Origin of the sequence: Sinimarinibacterium thermocellulolyticum (assembly GCF_040327995.1) — a bacterium.
GTDB lineage: Bacteria > Pseudomonadota > Gammaproteobacteria > Nevskiales > Nevskiaceae > Solimonas > Solimonas thermocellulolyticum.
On the sequence record NZ_JBEPIJ010000013.1, the window covers coordinates 37,207 to 56,679 of the forward strand.

The following is a 19,473-nucleotide window of genomic DNA, read 5'->3' on the forward strand; positions in this document are numbered from 1 at the left end:
GATGGCCATGTCCGAGGCCAGCGTCATCGTCGAGCGGCGCCCGCCGCTCGTGATCGTCACCATCAACCGGCCAGCGGCACGCAATGCCGTCGATGGCCCGACGGCCGCCTTGCTCGCCGACGCTTTCCGCGCCTTCGATGCCGACGATGAACTCAAGGTCGCGATTCTCACCGGCGCCGGCGGGAATTTCTGTGCCGGCGCCGATCTCAAGGCGGTGGCCACCGGGGATCCGCAACGCGCGAACCGCATCGATGCCGATGGCGACGGTCCGATGGGGCCGACCCGGATGAGATTGTCCAAGCCGGTGATCGCCGCGATTTCGGGATATGCCGTCGCCGGCGGCATCGAGCTCGCGTGTTGGTGCGATCTGCGCGTCGCCGATGTGACCGCCGTGTTCGGCGTGTTCTGTCGCCGCTTCGGCGTGCCGCTGATCGACGGCGGCACCGTGCGCTTGCCGCGGCTGATCGGTATGAGCCGCGCGCTCGATCTGATCCTGACCGGCCGCGCGGTCGATGCGCAGGAGGCGTACGCGATGGGATTGGCCAACCGCGTCGTGCCCACCGGGCAGGCGCTGGCTGAGGCGTCGACGCTTGCCTTGCAGCTTGCCGCGTTCCCGCAGCAGTGCCTGCGCGGCGATCGCGCGAGCGTGTACGAGCAGTGGGGCATGGCGCAGGACGTGGCGATCGCCAACGAGTTCGAGCACGGGCTGCGCACGCTGCAATCGGGCGAGACGGTTGCGGGCGCGGCGCGCTTTGCCGGCGGCGATGGGCGGCACGGAAGGTTCTGACGGGGAGCAGCGATGGACACATTGAGCACCATGACCTACGCGGTCACCGGCCGCATCGCACGGATCACGCTGAACCGACCGGCGCGCGGCAACGGCATCACCCTGGACTTGCCGCGCGAGCTGGCCGAATGCGTCGAGCGCGCGAATCTCGATCCCGCCGTGCACGTGATCGCGCTCGCCGGCAACGGCAGCGGCTTCTGCGGCGGCTACGATCTGGTCGACAGTGCCGAGAAGCTGCAGATCGGTGAGGAGCATGCCTCGCGTCCGCCGGGCTCGCCGCTGGATCCGCGCGTGCAGATGCACAACCACGCGCCCGGCGAGGTCTGGGACCCGGTGATCGACTACGCGATGATGTCGCGCAACGTCAAGGGCTTCATGAGCCTGTTCCACAGCGAAAAGCCGGTGGTGTGCAAGGTGCACGGCTACTGCGTGGGCGGCGGCACCGACATGGCCTTGTGTTCGGATCTGCTGGTGATCGCCGACGACGCCAAGATCGGCTATCCGCCAGCGCGGGTCTGGGGTTCGCCGACGACCTCGCTGTGGTTTCATCGCATTGGCCTGGAAAAGGCCAAGCGCCTGCTGTTCACCGGGGACTGCCTGAGCGGCAAGCAGGCGCAGGAATGGGGCCTGGCGATCGAGTCGGCGCCGCCGGACCAACTCGATGCGCGCTTCGAGGCGCTGCTCGAACGTATCGCGCGCATGCCGATCAACCAGCTCGTGATGATGAAGCTCTTGCTCAACCAGAGCGTGATGAGCCAAGGCCTGCACACCACGCAGATCCTCGGCACGGTGTTCGATGGCATCGCGCGGCATACCAAGGAGGGCTACGCCTTCCAGCAGCGCGCGGCCGAAGCGGGCTTCAAGCAGGCGGTGCGCGAGCGCGACGACCCGTTCGGCGACTACGGGCTGGCGCGCTACAAGACTTGATCACGCCGGACGGTCTGCCGATCTACGCCACGCGGATCAGGCCCAAGCGCGCGGGCGAAGCGAGACTGCGGTCTGGTCCAGATCGAACGGAGAACGTGGCATGGCGAGGCTGGCAGGCAAGGTGGCGCTGGTGACCGGCGCGGGGCAGGGCGTGGGGCAGGGCATCGCATACGCGCTGGCGGCCGAAGGCGCGGCGATTGCGGTCGCCGGGCGCACGCTTTCAAAGCTGCAGGCCACCGTCGCCGAGATCGAGCGACGTGGCGGCAAGGCCTTCGCCGTCGAGTGCGACGTCAAGCGTGCGGCGTCTGCCAAGGCCTGCGTCGACGCCGTGGTCGCGCACTTCGGCAAGCTCAACATCCTCGTCAACAATGCTCAGGAGGTCGCGCTCGGCACGCTCAACGAGGTCAGCGACGAGGCCTTGATCGCCGGCTGGGAGTCCGGCCCCTTGGCGACGTTCCGGCTGATGAAGCTGTGCTATCCGTACCTCAAGGGCGATGGCGTGATCGTCAACTTCGGCACCTCGGCCGCCAAGCGCTGGGACGTGTCGGGCTATGGCGCCTACGCCGCGATCAAGGAAGCGACGCGCCAGCTCACGCGCGCCGCGGCCTGCGAGTGGGCGAAGGACGGCATCCGCACCAATGCGATCCTGCCGCTGGGCGATTCACCGGCCATGGCCTGGTGGATGCGCGAGCGCCCCGAGGAATCCGCCGCCTTCGTCGCCACCGTGCCGCAGGGCTATGTCGGTTCCTGCGAGAACGACGTGGGCCGCTTCGTCGCGACGCTGTGTTCGGAGGACTGCCGCTACATCAACGGCCAGTCGATCGGCGTCGACGGCGGCCAGGCGTATCTGGGGTGAGTGAGGGCGGCCTTGCGAATGTCCGGCCAAGGAGGGCCGGGCAGGGGTTTCAAACGTCTGCACCACCGCGCCAGGGACGGCCGGTGCGCCCGAGTTGATCGAGGTAGCTCGCGTACGGCAGGTGGCGCGTGACGACCAGGGGCGCTTCACTGCAGCGCGTCGATGTGCAGACGCCCGGTACGCACACGCTGCGGATGATCGCCGACGGGCACGCTGGCAATCTCCTGCGCGGTGTCGAAGTCGATCACGGCAACCCGGTCCTGTTCGCTGACCGAGACGTAGCAGTGGCGGCCGTCATGACTCTCGGTCGACCAGTAAGGCTTGGCCGCGAGCGGATCTTCGGACAGCGTGACGATGTCGAAATCGAAGCTCGCGCGATCGACGATCGCCGCATAGCCCGACATCGTGCCGGCCACGCACAGCTTGGAGCCCTGCGCGTTGATCGCAAGGCCGTGGTGCGCGGAGTTGAGCTGGTACTTGTGATACGGCAGTTGCTGGATCTTCTCCGGCACCGGCAGCTCGAGCGCCCGCGTGATCTTGTGCTGCGCAAGGTCGTACTCGAACAGGCCGTGGAAGAACGAGACCTGCAGATAAATGTGGCTCTCGTCCGGCGTGACCGCCATCGGCCGCACGGCGCGGTCGATCCACGGCATGCCGAAGGCTTCGAGCTTCTCGCCGATGTCGATGCGCTCGATCACCTCGTACGACTGTGCATCGACGATTTGCAGCCAGCGATCGCCTTTGAGCCAGTCCAGCCATTTGGCGGTCGTCGGCAGGAACACCCTGCCGATGCTGGCGTGATAGATGCGCTTACCGTCGCGCGAGTAGTTGCTCTCGTGCGGCTGATCGCCGCTATCAAAACCGCCATTGATGCGGCCGGTTGCGGTGTCGATGGCGTGCACCTTGCGCGCCGTCGACGCCGATACCAGAAAAGTCTTGCCGTCCGGCGAGAGCGCCGCATGGTCGGCGCGATAGCCCTCGACCGGCGTGCGCCAGACGATCTCGCCGCTGGCGACATCGATCGCGACCACGTCAGCGAAGCTCGGCCGCGACACGAACAGCCGGCGACCGTCGTTGGAGGTGAACAAATCGTCGACGAACTGGTCGTGGCCCTCGCCGATGAACTTACGGATCAGATGAAAGTAGATCGAGCGCAACACGCTGGCCTCGATCTCGTCGATGCGCTGGGCTCGGTCCGGAATGATGTTGACACGCTTGATGACCTCGAAGGTCTGCGGGTCGAAGATGTCGGCGGTGCCGTCCCAGTTGTTGCCGACGACGACCACGTCGCGCAGGCCGGGTTCCGCGGAGGCCGTCGACGGATCCGACGCCAGCACGGTCATCAGCGCGCCGAGGTGCAGGCCGAGTGCGCACAGCGCCCGGGACCAGGCTCCCGTCATGATCATGGCGATTCCCCTAGGCGATGGTCGGGCGATCGACGCCGCGCGCTCGCCGCCCTAAACCAGCATGATGGCATAAGGCGATGATCATCGCGGTTGGGGTGAAGGGGCGGCAGCGGTTGCGCCCCGCAAGGGCGCGTCTGCGCAATTCGGACGAGGACGTCGCCGGCCGCTGGCGCGACAGTGCGGTGGTCCGCACCAGGGAAGCCGCATGTCGCACGCGCCGCCGCCACCCGCCTCGATCGCCCAGGCGTTCACGCCGGTGACAATCGGCCCGCTGCGCCTGCGCAACCGCTTCATCAAGTCGGCGACCAACGAGGGCATGGCCAGGGGCGGCGTGCCGTCGAAGATGCTGGTCGAACACCACCGCGCGATCGCCGCCGGCGGCGCGGCGATGACCACGGTCGCCTACTGCGCGGTGAGCCCCGACGGTCGCACCTTCGAGGATCAGGTGACGCTCGACGACGCCAGCCTGCCGCACCTGCGGGTGCTCACCGACGCGGTACATGCCGAAGGTGCGGCGGTCTGTGCGCAGATCACGCACGGCGGCGCCTTCACCTTCGTGCCGGTGCTGTCCACGAAGTACCCGCTGTCGGCCAGCGGCGGCCTCAACGCCGCCGGCGTGATCAGCGGCCGCCTGTTCAAGACGGCGATGACGCCGGCCGACCTGACGCGCGTCGCCGACGAGTTCGTCGCCGCAGCGCGGCGCGCGCAGCAGGCCGGCTTCGATGCCGTCGAAATCCACATGGGTCACGGTTATCTGCTGAGTCAGTTCATCTCGCCGAAGTACAACCGCCGCCGCGACGATTACGGCGGCAGCGCCGCGCAGCGCGCGCGCTATCCGGCCGAGGTCCTGCGTCGCGTGCTCGATGCGGTCGGCGATCGGCTCGCGGTGACCTGCAAGATCTGCGTCACCGAGGGCTTCAAGGGCGGCGCGACCGTGGACGATGCGATCGAAGTCGCGCGCGTGCTCGAGCGCGAGGGTGCGCATCTTTTGGTGCTCTCGGGCGGCATGAACGTCGAGGCGCCGTGGGCGATCTTCGGCAGCAACATGCCGGCCGCCGCGGTCGAGACGATCCAGAATCCGGTGGTGAAACTGGCGACACGAATGATGCGGCTGTGGGAACCCAAGGTCGCGTTCCGCGAGCTGTACTTTCTCGAACACTCGCGCCGCATCCGCGCCGCGGTGAAGCTGCCGCTGGCCTATCTGGGCGGGGCCAAGTCGCGATCCGGCATCGAATCCGTGCTCAGCGAGGGTTTCGACTGCGTCGCCATGGGCCGCGCGCTGATTCACGATCCGGAGCTGGTCAACAAGTTCCGCGACGGCCGCGCGAGCGCCTCCGGCTGCACCGCGTGCAACCAATGCGTGGTGACGATGTACGGCGAGGCCGGCACCCACTGCGTGCTGCGGCCGTCACCGGACCCGGCGCTCAACCGCGTGCCGGCGGCCGCATGAGCACGACCGTCGAACGATGAAACTGCCGCTCAAGCTGCTGCTGCGCGATCTGCTGATCATCGCGGCGGCGATCGTCGTGCGCGAGGCGAGCCACGGCCTCGAAGCCAGCGGCTCGGCGGCACACTGGCCGCTGGCGCTCGTCGCCGGCGCGCTGCTCGCGCTCGCCGGTTATCTGGTGCACGAGTGGGGCCACCTGCTCGGCGCGCTCGCCAGCCGCAGCCGCGTCGAACTGCCGGACACCGTGGCCGCAGTGTTCTTGTTCAAGTTCGACGTCGGCGCCAACGATCGCCGCCAGTTCCTGTGGATGTCGGCCGGCGGCTTCGCCGCCAGCGCGATCGTCGTCGCGCTCTCCCTGGCGTTGTTGTCCTTCGATCGCCTCGCCGACGGCATCGCCCTGGTCCTCACCGGGCTCGGCGTGCTCGCCACCGCGGTGCTCGAACTGCCGCCGGCCTGGCGCGTGCTGCGCGGTGCCGGCCTGCCGCAGCAGGGGCCGGCCTTTGTCGGAACCAAACCCTCGGACTGAGCGTCGTTCGCGCGTAGGCGCACGGACCCGGTCGATCGGAACACAGCGAACCAGGCACGATGCGATGACTACGGCTTGGGGGACCGCGTGCGCAGCCACACCATCCCCGCGCCGAGCGACACCCCTGCCACGTTCGCGCCGATGTCCGCCCATTCGAAGCTGCGCCAGGGCAGGCGCGCCTGCACCAGCTCGATGAGGATGCCGAATCCGATCATCGCGATCGCGGCGATGACGCGGTGGCGGTGGTGGTTCTGGGCCAGCACCGCCAGCGCCCCGAGGACAAGATAGCTACCCAAATGCACCAGCTTGTCGGCGTAGGCCGGCAGCGCGGGCAGTTGGGGCGTGGGGATCAGCGCGGTCGCGCCGACGACGAGCATCGCGGCGATCCACGCCGCCCGTAACAAGGTCGAACGCGACATCGAGAAAACCGAGGAAGACGACGGACGCGCAGCCTAACCGCTTTCTCGTCGTGTCGCCGAGCTTCGGGTGGCTTCGAGTATGCGCACGCGGTCGCCGCCCGGTGTCCGCGCGATGTCGCAGGTCGCCGGCAGCTCGCGCGTCGCATGTACCCGCACCTCGGCGAAGCCGAGCCCCGCGAGCCGCTGCCGCACCTGGGCGACGGTGTCGAAGTGCACGAACATGCGGCCGCGCACGAACACCTGCAGGATGGCGCCGAAGGCCACCATCGCCGCGTTGCGGTTTTCGTGCAACAGGTAGACGTCCGAGAGGTAGAGTCCCGTCGGGAATCTCGCGAGCACGGCGGCGATGCGGCGCCATAGCGCATCGGCCCGGGCCGGTGCGAGGTAGTTCATCAGGCCTTCGGTGATGACCGCCGTGCCCTGCGCCGGATCGAGTGTTGCCGCCACCGCGGCCAGCGACTGCGGCCCGTCCTCGGCGAGCGCGTCGAGCTCGACGACGCGATGCCGCTCGCCGAGCAGGCCCGAAGCCTGCAGCCGTCGCCGCTTTTCGGCGGCCATGGCCGGCAGATCGGTCTCGACATAGGTGAGGCGATCGCCGTAGCGCCGGCGCATTCGCCAGCCGCGCGCCGACAGGCCGGCGGCGATCTCGATGACCTGGGTCACCCGGCCCTCGTCGATCGCGCGCATGAGCAGCGCGTCGATGCCGTGGTGGCGGGCCAGCATCATCGCCTCCAGCGACACGCCGCCGAGCGCCTGGGTAAGGCGCGTGAGCAGGCGAAAACCGCGATCCAGGCGCTTGCCCTCTGGCGTGACCAGGGCCTCGGTCGACAGGCCGAGCCGGTACCACAGATAGCCGGTGGCGTGGGCCGTCGGGCTGATGCGTGCGGCCTTGCTCGTCATCACAGGCCCGGCGCGCCGGGAAAGCCGACGTAATACTGCCCGCAGAGCATGCCGCCGTCGACGGCGATCTCGGCGCCGCACAGGTACGAGGACTCGTCGCTGGCGAGGAACAGGCTGGTGTAGGCGACCTCGATCGGCTCGCCGACGCGCTGCAGCGGCACCATGGCATAGCGCTTGTTCACCTCGGCCTTGGGCTCGGCGTAGGGATTGCCCATCGCCGTGTCGATGCCGCCGGGGTGTACCGAGTTCACGCGCACGCCCTTGTGGCCGAACTCCATCGCCGCCGCCTTGGTGAAGCCGCGTACCGCCCACTTGCTGGCGTTGTACGCGGACAGCCCGTTCGCGGCCTTCATGCCGTCGACCGAGGAGATGTTGACGATCGAACCCTTGCCGCGCGCGACCATGTTGGCGCCGACCAGCTTGGTGCCGAGAAAGCAGCCGATGAGGTTGACGTCGAGCACGCGCGCAAAGTCGTCGCGCGTGGTTTCGGCAATGGTCTTGAACATGAGGATGCCGGCGTTGTTGACGAGCACGTCGATGGCGCCGAAGGCCGAGAGGGTGGCGTCGATCAGCCGCTGCCAGCTCACCTCGCTGGTGACGTCGTGGTGCACGAAGCGCGCCGCCTCGCCGAGCTCGGCGGCGAGCGCGTCGCCTTCGGCATCGAGCAGATCGCCGATCACCACCTTCGCGCCTTCGGCGACGAACAGCCGCGCGGTGGCCGCGCCCATGCCGCGCGCACCGCCGGTGATGATGGCGACCTTGTCCTTGAGCCTTGCCATGTCCGCGCCCTTTCCGATCGAAAGCAGGTGCAGCATGGGTGTACGCGGCGGCGCCGGGCTTCGTCCGAACGAACGAGTGGATGTGCCGCGCAGCGTCGCAACACGCCGACGCGGCGTCTCATCCTTCCGGATGAGGCTCGCTCGGCGCAACCGTGGCCAGGATATCGCGCCCGCTCCCAGCCGGGCGCCGACCACGACGTCAGGAGCAAGCCAGGTGCGACAGGAGAACCCGATGCGGCTGCGGCCGCTGGCCCTCGCGGCCGTGTGCATGACCATGACCGCTGCGCACGCGCAGCCAACCGAATCGCAGGACGAGCCCGCGAAGGCGCCGACGCAGATCGACGACATCGTCGTCACCGCGCAGCGCCGCGAGGAGAAACTGCAGGATGTGCCGCTCGCAGTCACCGCGTTTCCCGAGGACCAGATCCAGGCGCGCGGCATCGACGACGTCGGCGATCTGAACGCACTCGCGCCCGGCTTGCAGATCAGCAAGACGCCGTCGAACACGACGATCTCGCAGGTGACGATCCGCGGCGTCAGCCAGATCAACCCGGCGATCTACTGGGATCCGGCCGTCGGCATCTATGTGGACGGCGTGTACATCGGCAAGGCCCAGGGCAGCATCTTCAATCTCGTCGACCTGTCGCGCGTCGAAGTGTTACGCGGCCCGCAGGGCACGCTGTACGGCCGCAATACGCTCGCCGGCGCGATCAACCTGGTGACGCGCGCGCCGAGCGGCGAGTTCGGCGGCAGCGCCAGCGTCGAGGTCGGCAACTACAACGCGCTCGTGCAGCGCGCCTCGGTGGACCTGCCGCGGATGGGCATCGTCAGCCTGTCGATCGGCGCCCGCAGCGAGCAGCGCGACGGCTGGGTCGATACCCCGCGCGACGCCTCCGTGCCCGAACTCAACGACCGCAACAACCACGGTCTGCGCATCGCTGCCGACTTCGACTTTGCGCCGGGCCTTGTGGGCGAGTACCGCTTCGATCGGTCGCGGATCGATCAGACCAACAATTTCGATCAGCTCTACCGGATCGAGATTCCGTTCCTGCAACCCTTTGCGTCGCGCGAGCGCCTGGAGCGGGCGAGCGTGGACGCGCCGTCCTTCGAGCGCTCGGAGGTCCAGGGGCATTCGTTCACGCTGAGCTGGGATCTGAGCGACCGCCACACCCTCAAATCGATCTCCGGTTATCGCAGGCTCGAATGGGATGATTCGCTCGACCTCGACGGCTCGCCGCTGCCGGTGGTGTGGACGCAGCGCTTCACCGACTACGATCAGGTCTCACAGGACCTGCAACTGCTCGGGGCTTTCGATCGCTGGAACTACGTCGTCGGCGTCTACTACTTTGGCGACGACGGCGACACCGACAATCCGCAGAGTTTCTTCGTCATCGATCCGGGCAGCGATGCCTATTTCGACTCGCGCTATGGCACCCAGACCTCGGCCTGGGCCGGTTACGGCCAGGTGGACTTCCGTCCGCTCGATGCGCTGACGCTGACCGCCGGCATCCGTTACACGCGCGAGAAGAAGGAGATCGAACGCACCTTCGGCCTGCGCGCCGATCCCGCCGATCCGTTCTTCTACCTGATTCCCGAGGGTACCGGCGCGTCCGAGACCTTCGATGCGACCACGCCGACGCTCTCCGCGGCCTGGCGCTTCAGCCCGCAGCTCAACGTCTACGTGCGCTACGCCGAAGGCTTCAAGAGCGGCGGCTTCAACGGCGAGTACAGCGAGCCGCCCACCGGCAACGAGACGCCGGAGGAGTTCGCCGCGCTGATCGCGCGCAACATCGCCGAGACGCAAACGCCGTTCAAGCCCGAGCAGCAGCAGTCCGTCGAGGTCGGCCTCAAGTCCAGTCTCGCCGGCGGGCGTCTGATGTTCAACGCCGCGGCCTTCCACAACACGCTGGAAGACTTCCAGGCCTCGATCTTCCTCGGTACCGGCGCCGCCGCCACCGCCGTGCGCAACGCCGGCGAGGCGACGATCCAGGGCATCGAGCTCGAAGCGGCGCTGCGTCTGGGCGGCACCCTGCTGATGGCGAACTACGCCTGGCTCGACCCGGAGTACGACGAGTTCATCGACGCCGGCGTCAACGTCGCCGACAACCGCGCCTTCGTCCACGCGCCCGAGCACAGCTTCAACCTGGTGCTCGACAGCGAGCTGCTGCGCCGCGACTGGGGCGTGCTGCGCGCGGTCCTCGACTACGCCTGGACCGACGACTTCTACACCTACCCGTACCAGATCGAGGTGACCAACCCCGGCCTGCAGGTCGCGCGCGATACCGAGGTGCAGGCGCATGGCATCCTCAACGCGCGGCTGGCGGTCGTGGACGTCCCCTTGGGCGATCGTGCGCGCGGCGAGTTCGCGCTATGGGCGCGCAATCTGCTCGACGACGACACCGCGACCAACTTCATCGACTTCGGCCCGGTGTTCGGCAGCCTGACCGTCGCCAACTTCGAGGAGCCGCGCACCTTCGGCATCAGCGGCGTCGTGCGCTGGTAGCGCGCGCCGGCAGCCGGCGCCGCATCTGATCGGGCATGTCCGGCAGCGCCGGGCGTGAGCGTGCCGGTGTCGGCTGCGCAACGCGGCGTCGAGTTCATGCACAATGCGGCGATCCGTCACCGAGCCCAGGGAGAGTCGCCATGCACCACGCCTTCCGATTCGCCGCCGCCGCGATCGCCGCCGGCATGCTGTCGTCCGCGCATGCGGGCAGCGACCAATTCCAGCGCATCGAGTTCTTCGGGTCGTGGGCGCAGATCGACGCGGACGACACCACGACCGAAGAATTCGACGGCATCGGCGGCGGCTTGCGCGTGGTCGGCGGTCAGCGCGTCGGCTTCTTCGGCGACTTCTCCGGCGAGTACGTGCCCACCGAGCGTGACGACGGCGGCGCCGATCTGGACTTCGAAAACTACCGCGCCGGCGCGGGTTGGGGCTTCCCGGCGGGCCCGGTCGGCTTCTTCCAGCTCAAGGCCGAGTACGCGTCGCTACGCACCGAACGGCAAGCGCCCGGGGGAAAGGTCAAGGAATCGCAGGACGGTTACGGCGTGCATCTGCAGTTCGAGCAGGACCTGCCGTACAGCCTCGGCGTGCATGCCTCACTCGGCTATCTCGATCTCGACGACGCCGACGGCATCGAGTACGTGATCGGCGTTCATTGGGTGCCGGACGTGTTCGGCTTCTTCGCCCAATACCGTTGGGACGATCTCGACATCGCGGACAGCGACGCCGAGCTGCGCATCGATACCGTGCGTGCCGGCTTTCGCGTGCCGTTCTGACCGGCCCTACTCGTCGTCCGCTTGCTCGGTGGCAGCGCCGAGTAGGCGCTCGCTGTCGCTCTCCGGCAGCGCCTGCACGGTCTTGAGCCGGCGCGTGATCGCGCGCGTGCGCACGCCGGTGTGATCGAGCTGGTTCGAGGCCTCGTCGAGCTTCCTGCGCACCTTGTCGAGCACGTCGCCGAATTTCTCGAACTCGGTCTTGACCGCGCCCAGCACCTGCCAGACCTCGCTGGAGCGCTTCTCCAACGCCAGCGTGCGAAAACCCATCTGCAGGCTGTTGAGGAAGGCGAGCAGGTTGGTCGGCCCGGCGACGGTCACGCGATGCTTGCGCTGCAAGTCCTCGAACAGCCCCGGCCGGCGCAGCACCTCGGCGTACAAGCCCTCGACCGGCACGAACAGGATCGCGAAGTCGGTCGTGTGCGGCGGCGACAGGTATTTGTCGGCGATGGCCTGCGCCTCGGCGCGGATGCGCCGTTCGAGTGCGAGCGCCGCCGCGGCGGCGGCATCGGGATCGGCGCGTTCCTGCGCCTCGATCAGGCGCTCATAGTCATCGCGCGGGAACTTGGCGTCGATCGGCAGCCACACCGGCGTGGCGTCGTCGTTGCGGCCGGGCAGGCGGATCGCGTATTCGACGCGCTCGTTGCTGCCGGGTTTGGTGGGAATGTTGACGGCGTACTGCTCGACGGTCAGCACCTGTTCGAGCAGCGCGGCGAGCTGCACCTCGCCGAAGATGCCGCGTGATTTCACGTTGGTCAGCACGCGCTTGAGATCGCCGACGCCCGAGGCCAGCGCCTGCATCTCGCCCAGACCCTTGTGCACCTGTTCGAGCCGCTCGCTGACCAGCTTGAAGGATTCGCCGAGCCGCCTCTCCAGCGTCTCGTGCAACTTTTCGTCGACGGTACGCCGCATCTGTTCGAGCTGGTCGGCGTTCTCCTGACGCAGCGTCTTTAAGTTCTCCTCGACGCTGCCGCGCAGGGCCTGCGCCTGCTGGGTCTGCTGCTCGCCGAACTTTGCCAGCGTTTCGGCCTGCTCGCGACGGCCGGCGCGCGCTTCTTCGAGGAACAGTTGCAGACGAGCCGCGAGCTCCTGACGCTGGCGGTCGGCAGCATCGGCGATGTCGCGCCGGGATTGCGCGGACTCCTCGCGCAGCGTGCGTCCCAGACGCTCGATTTCCGTCTGCAGGACCTGCAGCCGCTCGGCATTGCGGTTGCGGCCCAGCAGCAGCACGCCGGCCAGCGCGCCAACCAGCGCGCCCACGAGCGCGGCAGCAGCGACGTACAGCAGCAGTTCCGGGGTCATGTGCCGGGCCTCTCAAGATAGATCGATAAAGGGCACTTCAAGCCCGAGCACGCGCGCGGCCTTGTTCAGGCGTTGATCGAAGCACGCGAAGTGCACGGGCAGGCACACCTCGCGTGCAAACGAGGCGCAGGCCGCCAGTTGCACCGCGTCGTAGCCGCGCAGGGCGAAACTGTCGGCGTAGTCGCCGGCCAGTTCGACCACGGCTTGTGACACTTCGATCACGACATAGGCCGGCCAGTCGCGGGCGAGTGCGCTGCGCGCCGTGGCGATGGCGGTGGCAGCATCCGGCTGTTCGCGCAGTCGACGTGCCAGCGCCGCCTGCGCTTCTGCCCAGGCGATGCGGCAGACGCTGACCGCCTCGGATCGCGTGAGCAAGGCCTCGACGGACGGCGTGTGTGCTTCATCGACGTAGAGCTTGAGCAGCGCCGAGGTGTCGCAGTAGACGATCACCGCGGTCCGCGATCTTCAATGACGATATCGGCAAGGCTCTTGCCGCCCGGAGGCAGCCGTACCGCGCCACCCTGTGGCTTGCCGCCGTTCCAGGTGGCCTTGCCTTCGGCGATGTAGCGGGCCAGCCCGTTGGCCTCGTCGTGCGGGCTCACGCCGATCAGCTTGGCGACGACGCGGCGATGCGAGGTGATCTCGATCGGCCGTCCGCGTCGTGCCTGCGCCAGGTAATGCGAGAGCCGCGCTTTTAGCTCATGAACGGGAATCTGTTCGGCGCTCATTGTGACCATAATCCGAAAGAAGCCCGCCGATTATGGTCACGAATCGTGCTGCCCGGCAATCGGCCTACTCGACGATGGCCGGATGCGGTGGCGTCGGCGCGCCGAGCATGGACCGATGCGACGGCGGCTGGCGGCCTTCGTCGGTGATGCCGTAGCGCTGCGCGAGCTCGGCGCCGATGTGGACCTGGCCGGATTTCTCGGCGCGCGCCGGATCGTTGTACAGCGCGGCAATCACGTGGCCGGTGAACTCCGGCGTCTCGGCGATCTCCCAGAAGCCCGCGTATTTTTGCGGGTCGGCGTCCATCACGCGCCGGGTGCGCTCGGTGCGCAGCATGCCCATCCAGATCGACGCCGTGGCGACGTTGTGCGGCTTGAGATCCACGCCCATGTCCTTGGCGAACTTGTCCACGCCGACTTTCTGCGCGCCATAGGCCGGGCCGTGCATGTAGCAGCTCGCGCCGAAACTGGACGTAAAGGCGATCAAACCGTTTCTTTGTCGAACCATCAGCTTTGCTGCGTACCAGCTCGCGACATAGGCCGAACGCAGACCGACGTCGAGGATGTCGACCAAGTCCAGCGGTTTTTCCCAAAAGCCGCCCTTGTCGATCAGCTTGTCGTGCAAAAACGTGGCGTTGTTGACGAGGATGTCGAGCCGCTCGTGCTCGGCCTCTACGCGCTCGAACAAGGCCTTCACGTCGGCGTCCTTCGCATGATCGACCGCAACCGCGATGCCCTGGCCGCCGGCCTTGGTCACCGCCTCGGCGGTCGCGGCAATCGTGCCGGGCAGCGCGGCGTCGCCTTCCTTGAGCGTACGCCCGGTGACGTAGACCGTCGCGCCGTGCGCGCCCAGTGCAATGGCGATGCCCTTGCCGGCGCCGCGCGAGGCGCCGGTGACGACGGCGACTTTGCCCTTGAGATCCTTGCCCATGTTCAGCTCCTCAACTGGAACTTCATGACCTTACCGGCGGCATTCGTCGGCAGCGCATCGACGAACACGACCTGGCGCGGCACCTTGTAATTGGCCATCCGTTCGCGGCACCAGGCGATGAGCTCGGCCTCGTCCAGACTCTGGTCGGCGCGCCGCACGACGAAGGCCTTGCCGACCTCGCCCATGCGCGCGTCCGGCACGCCGACCACGGCCACCTGCGCGATCGCCGGATGCGCGGCGATCATGCGCTCGATCTCGGCCGGATAGCAGTTGAAGCCGCCGCAGATGTACAAATCCTTGAGGCGATCGGTGATGCGCAGATAGCCGCGCGCGTCGAGTACGCCGACGTCGCCGGTGTGCAGCCAGCCGTCGGCGTCGATCGCCTCACGTGTCGCCGCCTCGTCGTCGAGATAACCCTGCATGACGTTGTAGCCGCGCACGACGATCTCGCCGGACTCGCCGGGGCCGAGCGGCCGGTTGTCGGCGTCGACGCAGCGCAGCTCGATGCCGGGAATCGCCTTGCCCGAGGTCAGTGCGATCGTCTCGGCGTCATCGTGGGCATCGCACAGCGACACCACGCCGCAGGTTTCGGTGAGGCCATAGCCGGTCAGCACCACCTTGAAACCGAGCTCGGCGCGCGTGCGTTCGATCAGGCTCGGCGCGATCGCCGCGGCACCGGTGATGGTCGCGCGCAGGCTCGACAGATCGGTGTTCGCACGCGCCGGATCGTTCAGCAGCGAGATCAGCAAGGTCGGCGGACCCGGCAGCACCGAGATGCGATCGCGTTCGATGCGCCGCAGAATCGCACCGGCATCAAACACGGCGTGCGGCAGCACGGTGCAGCCGGCCAGAAGGCCCGCGAGCCAGCCGACCTTGTAGCCGAAGGCATGGAAGAAGGGATTGACGATGAGGTAGCGGTCGTCCGGGTTCAGGCCGACAGCCTTTGACCACGCCGCGATCACGCGCAGGTTCTGCGCATGGGCTGTGATCACGCCTTTGGGATGGCCGGTCGTGCCCGAGGTGAACAGGATGTCGAGACGGTCACCCGGGGCGACGCGCGCGGCCGCCGCGGCGACGTCTTCGACGCCGCGCTCGTGCGCACGCGCGAGAAACGCCGCCCAGGTGAAATCACCGGCCTCGGCCTGCCCGATCACCACGATCTGCCGCAGGGTCTGCGGCCGATGTGCGCCGAGCACGCTGGGGAAGTGCTGGCCGAGGAAACGCCCGGCGCAGAACAGCACGCGTGCCGCGCTCTTCTCGAGGATGTAGGCGGCTTCCTGCCCCTTCATCCGGGTGTTGACCGGCACCAGCACCGCGCCGAGCGTGTGGATCGCAAGGCCGGCGATGATCCACTCGATGCCGTTGGGTGCCCAGATCGCGACGCGATCGCCGTGCCGAACGCCCAGCGCCGCGAGGGCGCGCGCGGCCTCGATACGGCGTGCATCGAGTTCGGCATAGCTGAGCGTCGCGCCGTCCTCGCCGACGACGGCGATGCGAGTCGCGTGACGAGCGACGGCGTCAGCGAAGGCGGCGGGAACCGAGGCGCTCATGTGCTTGTTTGGAATCCCGGCGCCATGGATGGCGCCGTCTCGTACGGGACGTACATGGCTTCGCGCTCAATCCGCCCACATGAGATAACCGTTGTCGATGCGCAGCTCCGCGCCGTTGATGAAGCGCGATTCGTCGGAGGCGAGGAACAGCACCAGGTTGGCGATGTCCTGCGGCTGGCAGAAGCGCGCCTGGAGTTGCTTGGGGTCTTTTTCGCGGACATAGGCCTGCGAGGCCGGTACGCCGTGGTCGTTCTTGTGCAGGTTGAACACCATCGGGGTAGCGATGCCGTCGGGATGGATGGAGTTGCAGCGGATCTTGTAGAGCCGCGCGCGGCAGTGCGCGGCGACGCTGCGGGTCAGCCCGGCGACGGCGGCCTTGGACGCGCTGTAGGCGCAAAAACTCGATACCCCGCCGATCCCGGCCATGGATGACATGTTGATGATGGACCCGCTCGGTCGCTGCTTCATCGCCTCCAGGCCATACTTGCAGCCGAGGAAGTAGCCATCGGAGTTCACGCGCTGGATCTTCTGCCACAGCGCCAGCGTCGTATCCTCGATGTTCGCCTGGGCGAGGATCGCGGCGTTGTTGACCAGCACGTCGACGCCGCCGAAGGTCTGCTGCGCGGCGGCGATGACGGCGCGCCAGTCGTCTTCCGAGGCGATGTCGTGCTTCACGAACAGTGCGGCCTCGCCGATGGACTTCGCCACCTCGCGTCCGGCCTCTTCGTTGATGTCAGTCAGCACGACCTTCGCGCCCTCGCGCGCGAGCAGGATCGCATCCTCCTTGCCGACGCCGCTGGCCGCGCCGGTAATGATCGCGACCTTGCCGTTCACTCGTCCCATGTTCGCTCCCGTCGTCGTGAATGTGGATCAGTCCGTGCGAGTCGCTGCGTGCCGACCGGCACGCCGGCCCGACCATAGGCAGTCGGCCAGTGACAGGCCGCTGACGTAGCCGTTGGAGGCGACGCCCACCGCCGTGCGCCCGGCCGCATAAAGGCCGGCGATCGTCGAGCCATCGTCGCGGCGCACGAGTCCGCTGCGTTCGTCCACGGCAAGCCCACCCAGCGTGATCGTCGGGCACGGAAAGGTCTTGCTGCCGGCTGAGATGTCGAGCGCGTAGTAAGGCGGCGCATCGAGGCGCGCGCGCATGTCCACGCTCTTGCCGAGTGCATCCATGCGGCTGCCGTCGGCGCAGGCGTTGTAGTCGTCGAGCGTGCGGCGCAAGGCCTCGGCAGGCATTCCGAGTTTCTCGGCGAGCGCCTCGGGCGTGCGCGCGCGCGGCGCGAACAGCATCAGGAACAACGCCGGCACGCTCTGGAAAAACCACAGCCGGCCGAACAGCGCCTCGCGTAGCGCCGCCCGGCGCAGCCTGCGGTCGAGGATCAGCCAAGCGCGGCCGCCGGCCTTCTCCACCATGTCGACGCCCAGGCGCGCGCCGTAGACCTGCTCGTTGCAGAAGCGCTCACCGTCCGGGCCGACGACGATGCCTTTGGGCCAGGCCGTCGGCGGATTGATGAAGCGCCAGGCCGAAACCTTGTGCATGCGAGCGCACTGCCCGCCGACGGAGGCGCCGAGGCGGATGCCGCTGCCGTCGCAGCCGGTGGCTCCCAGGCGCATCGCCGGCAGGTATTGCGGCGCCACCGCGCGCAGCAGCGTGCGGTTGAAGACGAAGCCGCCGGTGGTCAGCACGACGCCGCGCCGTGCGCGCACGCGCAGACGCTTGGCGTGCTGCTGTTCGATCTCGGCCGCTTGCGCGCGCAGCCGGTCGGCCCAGCCGCCGGCGAAGTCATGCACCTTCTCGGCCTTGCGCATCAGCCTCTGGTGCTCGCGCTGCGCGGCGCTGCCGTCCGCGAGCTGATACAACTCGGCGCCGATGACTGCGCCCTGCGCGTCCGTGATCAAGCGCCGCGCCGCGGTCTGGCGCAGCACCGGAATGCCCAGCGCAGCCACGCGGCGTTCGAGCGCACGATACAGCTCGCGGCCGGAATCGATGCCCGGCGCCATCACGCGGTGGCCGCGTGCCGCCGGCTTGGCCTTGGCCGCATACGCCGGCACCGCCTCGTTGCCGGAGTAGTAGTAGTACGTCCCGTTGCGCGGATACGAGGTCTTGGGTGGATTCGGGTTGGCGCGGAACTGCACGCCGATCGACTCCAGCCAGTCGAGCAGCGCGCGGCTGTCGTCGCAGAACGCGCGCAGCGTGGCTTCGCTCACCGCATCGCCGCACTCTTGACGCAGGTAGTCGAACATCGCCTGCGGCGTGTCGTCGACGCCCGCCTCTTTCTGGATGCGCGTGCCGCCACCCAGATACACGATGCCGCCGCTCTTGATCGTCGCGCCGCCGCCGTCGAAGCGTTCGGCAACCACGACGTCGGCGCCAGCTTCTTTCGCGGCGATCGCGGCGGCGCCGCCGGCGGCCCCCAGGCCGACGACCAGCACATCGCAGCTACGGTCCCAGTCGGTCTCGCGCAGGGCGCTGCCGTCCAGCGGCGGCTCGACGGCGAGCACGCCGGGTTCGGCGGACGTCATCGCAATGGCGGCAGCGGTCATGAGCGCGGGATCAGGTATGGCCTGCCGCATTATTTCGAACTGTGCCGGCGCGGCTTCATCCGTCCTGAGTAGGGCGCGCATACCGCATGTGGGTGAGCGATGGCGATCATCGTCGCGGGCGTGCTCATCAAAACGGATGAAGCTACCGCCGAGCTTGGCTTCCGATAATGCCGGCCAGACGACGACACAAAAGGCACGCCCATGAAAATCGAGTCACTGGCCTACGTGCTCGCCGAGACCACGGACATCGGCAAGTGGCAGCACTACGCCGAACAGGTGCTCGGCATGTCCACCGCCAAGGGGCCGGACGGCGCGCTGTATCTGAAGATGGACGAGCGCGAGTTCCGCATCGCCGCGATTCCGGGCGCAACCGATCGTTACCTCGCCTCGGGCTGGGCGCTGGCGCCGGGCGTGGATTTCGACGCGACGGTCGCCGCGCTCGAAGCCGCCGGCGTCGCGGTGACCAACGGCAGCGAGGCCGAGCGCGCGCTGCGCCGCGTCACGCGCATGGTCAAGTTCACCGATCCGTCCGGCAACGCGCACGAGCTGGTGCAGGGCGACACCGGCACGCGCGCGCCCTTCGTGTCGCCGATCGGTGTCGGCGGCTTCAAGACCGGGGCGCAAGGCATGGGACACACCGTGCTGCCGGCGGTGCAGAACTTCGACGCCACCGAGAAGCTGTTCCGCGAGGTGCTCGGCATGGGCGTGTCGGATCGCTTCAACTTCAAACCGGCGCCGGATGCGCCGACCATCCGCATCCATTTCCTGCACGCGTCGAGCGGTCGCCATCACAGCCTCGCGCTCGCCGAGATGCCGGCGCCCAGTGGCTGCGTGCACATCATGGTCGAGGTCAACTCGATGACCGACGTCGGGCTCGCCCACGACCGCCGCGCGCAGCACGGCGTCAAGCTGATGGCGACGCTCGGCGAGCACGAGAACGACCGCATGACCTCGTTCTACATGATGACGCCGGGCAACTTCGCGCTCGAGTACGGCTGGGGCGGCATCAGCGTCGACCCCGGGAGCTGGCGGCCCACCGAGACGCAGCGCGTCTCGATCTGGGGCCACGATTTCTCGGTCGGGTTTCAGTAAATG

The 19,473-nt window shown here is 68.0% G+C and carries 19 protein-coding genes; 8 read left to right on the top strand and 11 right to left on the bottom strand.

The window, feature by feature from the left end; translation table 11 throughout:
• The first annotated feature begins 7 nt into the window (after nt 1–7).
• From ABSH63_RS11640 to ABSH63_RS11650, 3 genes are all read left to right on the top strand, one after another.
• Nucleotides 8–787 (top strand): crotonase/enoyl-CoA hydratase family protein, encoded by a 780-nt coding sequence (locus ABSH63_RS11640; protein ID WP_352889938.1) that lies wholly within the window; start codon nt 8–10, stop codon nt 785–787.
• Nucleotides 788–799: 12 nt separating this feature from the next.
• Nucleotides 800–1,714, top strand: coding sequence for a crotonase/enoyl-CoA hydratase family protein (locus ABSH63_RS11645; RefSeq protein ID WP_352889940.1), 915 nt, complete (start codon nt 800–802; stop codon nt 1,712–1,714).
• A gap of 100 nt (nt 1,715–1,814) precedes the next feature.
• A complete protein-coding gene (locus ABSH63_RS11650; RefSeq protein WP_352889942.1) occupies nt 1,815–2,570 on the top strand; it encodes an SDR family NAD(P)-dependent oxidoreductase in 756 nt (251 codons plus the stop codon).
• Between the two features lie 146 nt (nt 2,571–2,716).
• Here the strand turns inward: ABSH63_RS11650 and ABSH63_RS11655 are convergent, their stop codons facing one another.
• A complete protein-coding gene (locus tag ABSH63_RS11655; RefSeq protein WP_352889944.1) occupies nt 2,717–3,976 on the bottom strand; it encodes a YncE family protein in 1,260 nt (419 codons plus the stop codon).
• Between the two features lie 205 nt (nt 3,977–4,181).
• Here ABSH63_RS11655 and ABSH63_RS11660 point away from each other — a divergent pair, with 205 nt between their 5' ends.
• Entirely contained in the window at nt 4,182–5,426 is a 1,245-nt protein-coding gene (locus tag ABSH63_RS11660) for an NADH:flavin oxidoreductase (protein WP_352889945.1), read from the top strand.
• A gap of 16 nt (nt 5,427–5,442) precedes the next feature.
• A complete protein-coding gene (locus tag ABSH63_RS11665; protein WP_352889947.1) occupies nt 5,443–5,949 on the top strand; it encodes a hypothetical protein in 507 nt (168 codons plus the stop codon).
• Between the two features lie 68 nt (nt 5,950–6,017).
• Here the strand turns inward: ABSH63_RS11665 and ABSH63_RS11670 are convergent, their stop codons facing one another.
• From ABSH63_RS11670 to ABSH63_RS11680, 3 genes are read right to left on the bottom strand one after another with little or no spacing between them, the layout of a single operon-like run.
• Nucleotides 6,018–6,368 (bottom strand): VanZ family protein, encoded by a 351-nt coding sequence (locus ABSH63_RS11670; protein WP_352889949.1) that lies wholly within the window; start codon nt 6,366–6,368, stop codon nt 6,018–6,020.
• Nucleotides 6,369–6,401: 33 nt separating this feature from the next.
• Nucleotides 6,402–7,268, bottom strand: a complete 867-nt coding sequence (locus tag ABSH63_RS11675) for a class I SAM-dependent methyltransferase (protein ID WP_352889951.1) — start codon at nt 7,266–7,268, stop codon at nt 6,402–6,404.
• Nucleotides 7,268–8,047 (bottom strand): glucose 1-dehydrogenase, encoded by a 780-nt coding sequence (locus tag ABSH63_RS11680; protein WP_352889953.1) that lies wholly within the window; start codon nt 8,045–8,047, stop codon nt 7,268–7,270. The genes ABSH63_RS11675 and ABSH63_RS11680 overlap by 1 nt, the downstream gene beginning before the upstream one ends.
• A gap of 214 nt (nt 8,048–8,261) precedes the next feature.
• On the opposite strand from ABSH63_RS11680, the gene ABSH63_RS11685 reads away from it, so the two are divergent.
• Together ABSH63_RS11685 and ABSH63_RS11690 are read left to right on the top strand one after the other, a co-directional pair.
• Nucleotides 8,262–10,550, top strand: coding sequence for a TonB-dependent receptor (locus tag ABSH63_RS11685; protein ID WP_352889955.1), 2,289 nt, complete (start codon nt 8,262–8,264; stop codon nt 10,548–10,550).
• 140 nt (nt 10,551–10,690) lie between these two features.
• Nucleotides 10,691–11,326 carry an outer membrane beta-barrel protein gene (locus tag ABSH63_RS11690; protein ID WP_352889957.1) on the top strand — a complete coding sequence of 212 codons (636 nt, stop codon included), beginning with the start codon at nt 10,691–10,693 and terminating at the stop codon, nt 11,324–11,326.
• A gap of 6 nt (nt 11,327–11,332) precedes the next feature.
• Here ABSH63_RS11690 and ABSH63_RS11695 read toward each other — a convergent pair whose 3' ends face one another.
• The 7 genes from ABSH63_RS11695 to ABSH63_RS11725 form a co-directional block, all read right to left on the bottom strand.
• Nucleotides 11,333–12,625, bottom strand: a complete 1,293-nt coding sequence (locus ABSH63_RS11695; protein WP_352889959.1) for a DNA recombination protein RmuC — start codon at nt 12,623–12,625, stop codon at nt 11,333–11,335.
• 12 nt (nt 12,626–12,637) lie between these two features.
• Nucleotides 12,638–13,075, bottom strand: a complete 438-nt coding sequence (locus ABSH63_RS11700; RefSeq protein WP_352889960.1) for a type II toxin-antitoxin system VapC family toxin — start codon at nt 13,073–13,075, stop codon at nt 12,638–12,640.
• Entirely contained in the window at nt 13,072–13,353 is a 282-nt protein-coding gene (locus ABSH63_RS11705) for a type II toxin-antitoxin system Phd/YefM family antitoxin (protein WP_352889961.1), read from the bottom strand. Before ABSH63_RS11705 ends, ABSH63_RS11700 begins: the two co-directional genes overlap by 4 nt.
• Nucleotides 13,354–13,417: 64 nt before the next feature.
• The gene (locus ABSH63_RS11710; RefSeq protein WP_352889963.1) at nt 13,418–14,281 is read right to left on the bottom strand and encodes an SDR family NAD(P)-dependent oxidoreductase; all 864 of its coding nucleotides are present in this window, start codon (nt 14,279–14,281) and stop codon (nt 13,418–13,420) included.
• A 2-nt stretch (nt 14,282–14,283) separates the two neighbouring features.
• A complete protein-coding gene (locus ABSH63_RS11715; protein WP_352889964.1) occupies nt 14,284–15,831 on the bottom strand; it encodes a FadD3 family acyl-CoA ligase in 1,548 nt (515 codons plus the stop codon).
• Between the two features lie 66 nt (nt 15,832–15,897).
• Nucleotides 15,898–16,674, bottom strand: a complete 777-nt coding sequence (locus ABSH63_RS11720; RefSeq protein ID WP_352889966.1) for an SDR family oxidoreductase — start codon at nt 16,672–16,674, stop codon at nt 15,898–15,900.
• A 27-nt stretch (nt 16,675–16,701) separates the two neighbouring features.
• Nucleotides 16,702–18,378, bottom strand: coding sequence for an FAD-binding protein (locus ABSH63_RS11725; protein WP_352889968.1), 1,677 nt, complete (start codon nt 18,376–18,378; stop codon nt 16,702–16,704).
• Between the two features lie 201 nt (nt 18,379–18,579).
• Here ABSH63_RS11725 and ABSH63_RS11730 point away from each other — a divergent pair, with 201 nt between their 5' ends.
• Nucleotides 18,580–19,470 carry a VOC family protein gene (locus ABSH63_RS11730; RefSeq protein ID WP_352889970.1) on the top strand — a complete coding sequence of 297 codons (891 nt, stop codon included), beginning with the start codon at nt 18,580–18,582 and terminating at the stop codon, nt 19,468–19,470.
• Nucleotides 19,471–19,473: the final 3 nt, after the last annotated feature.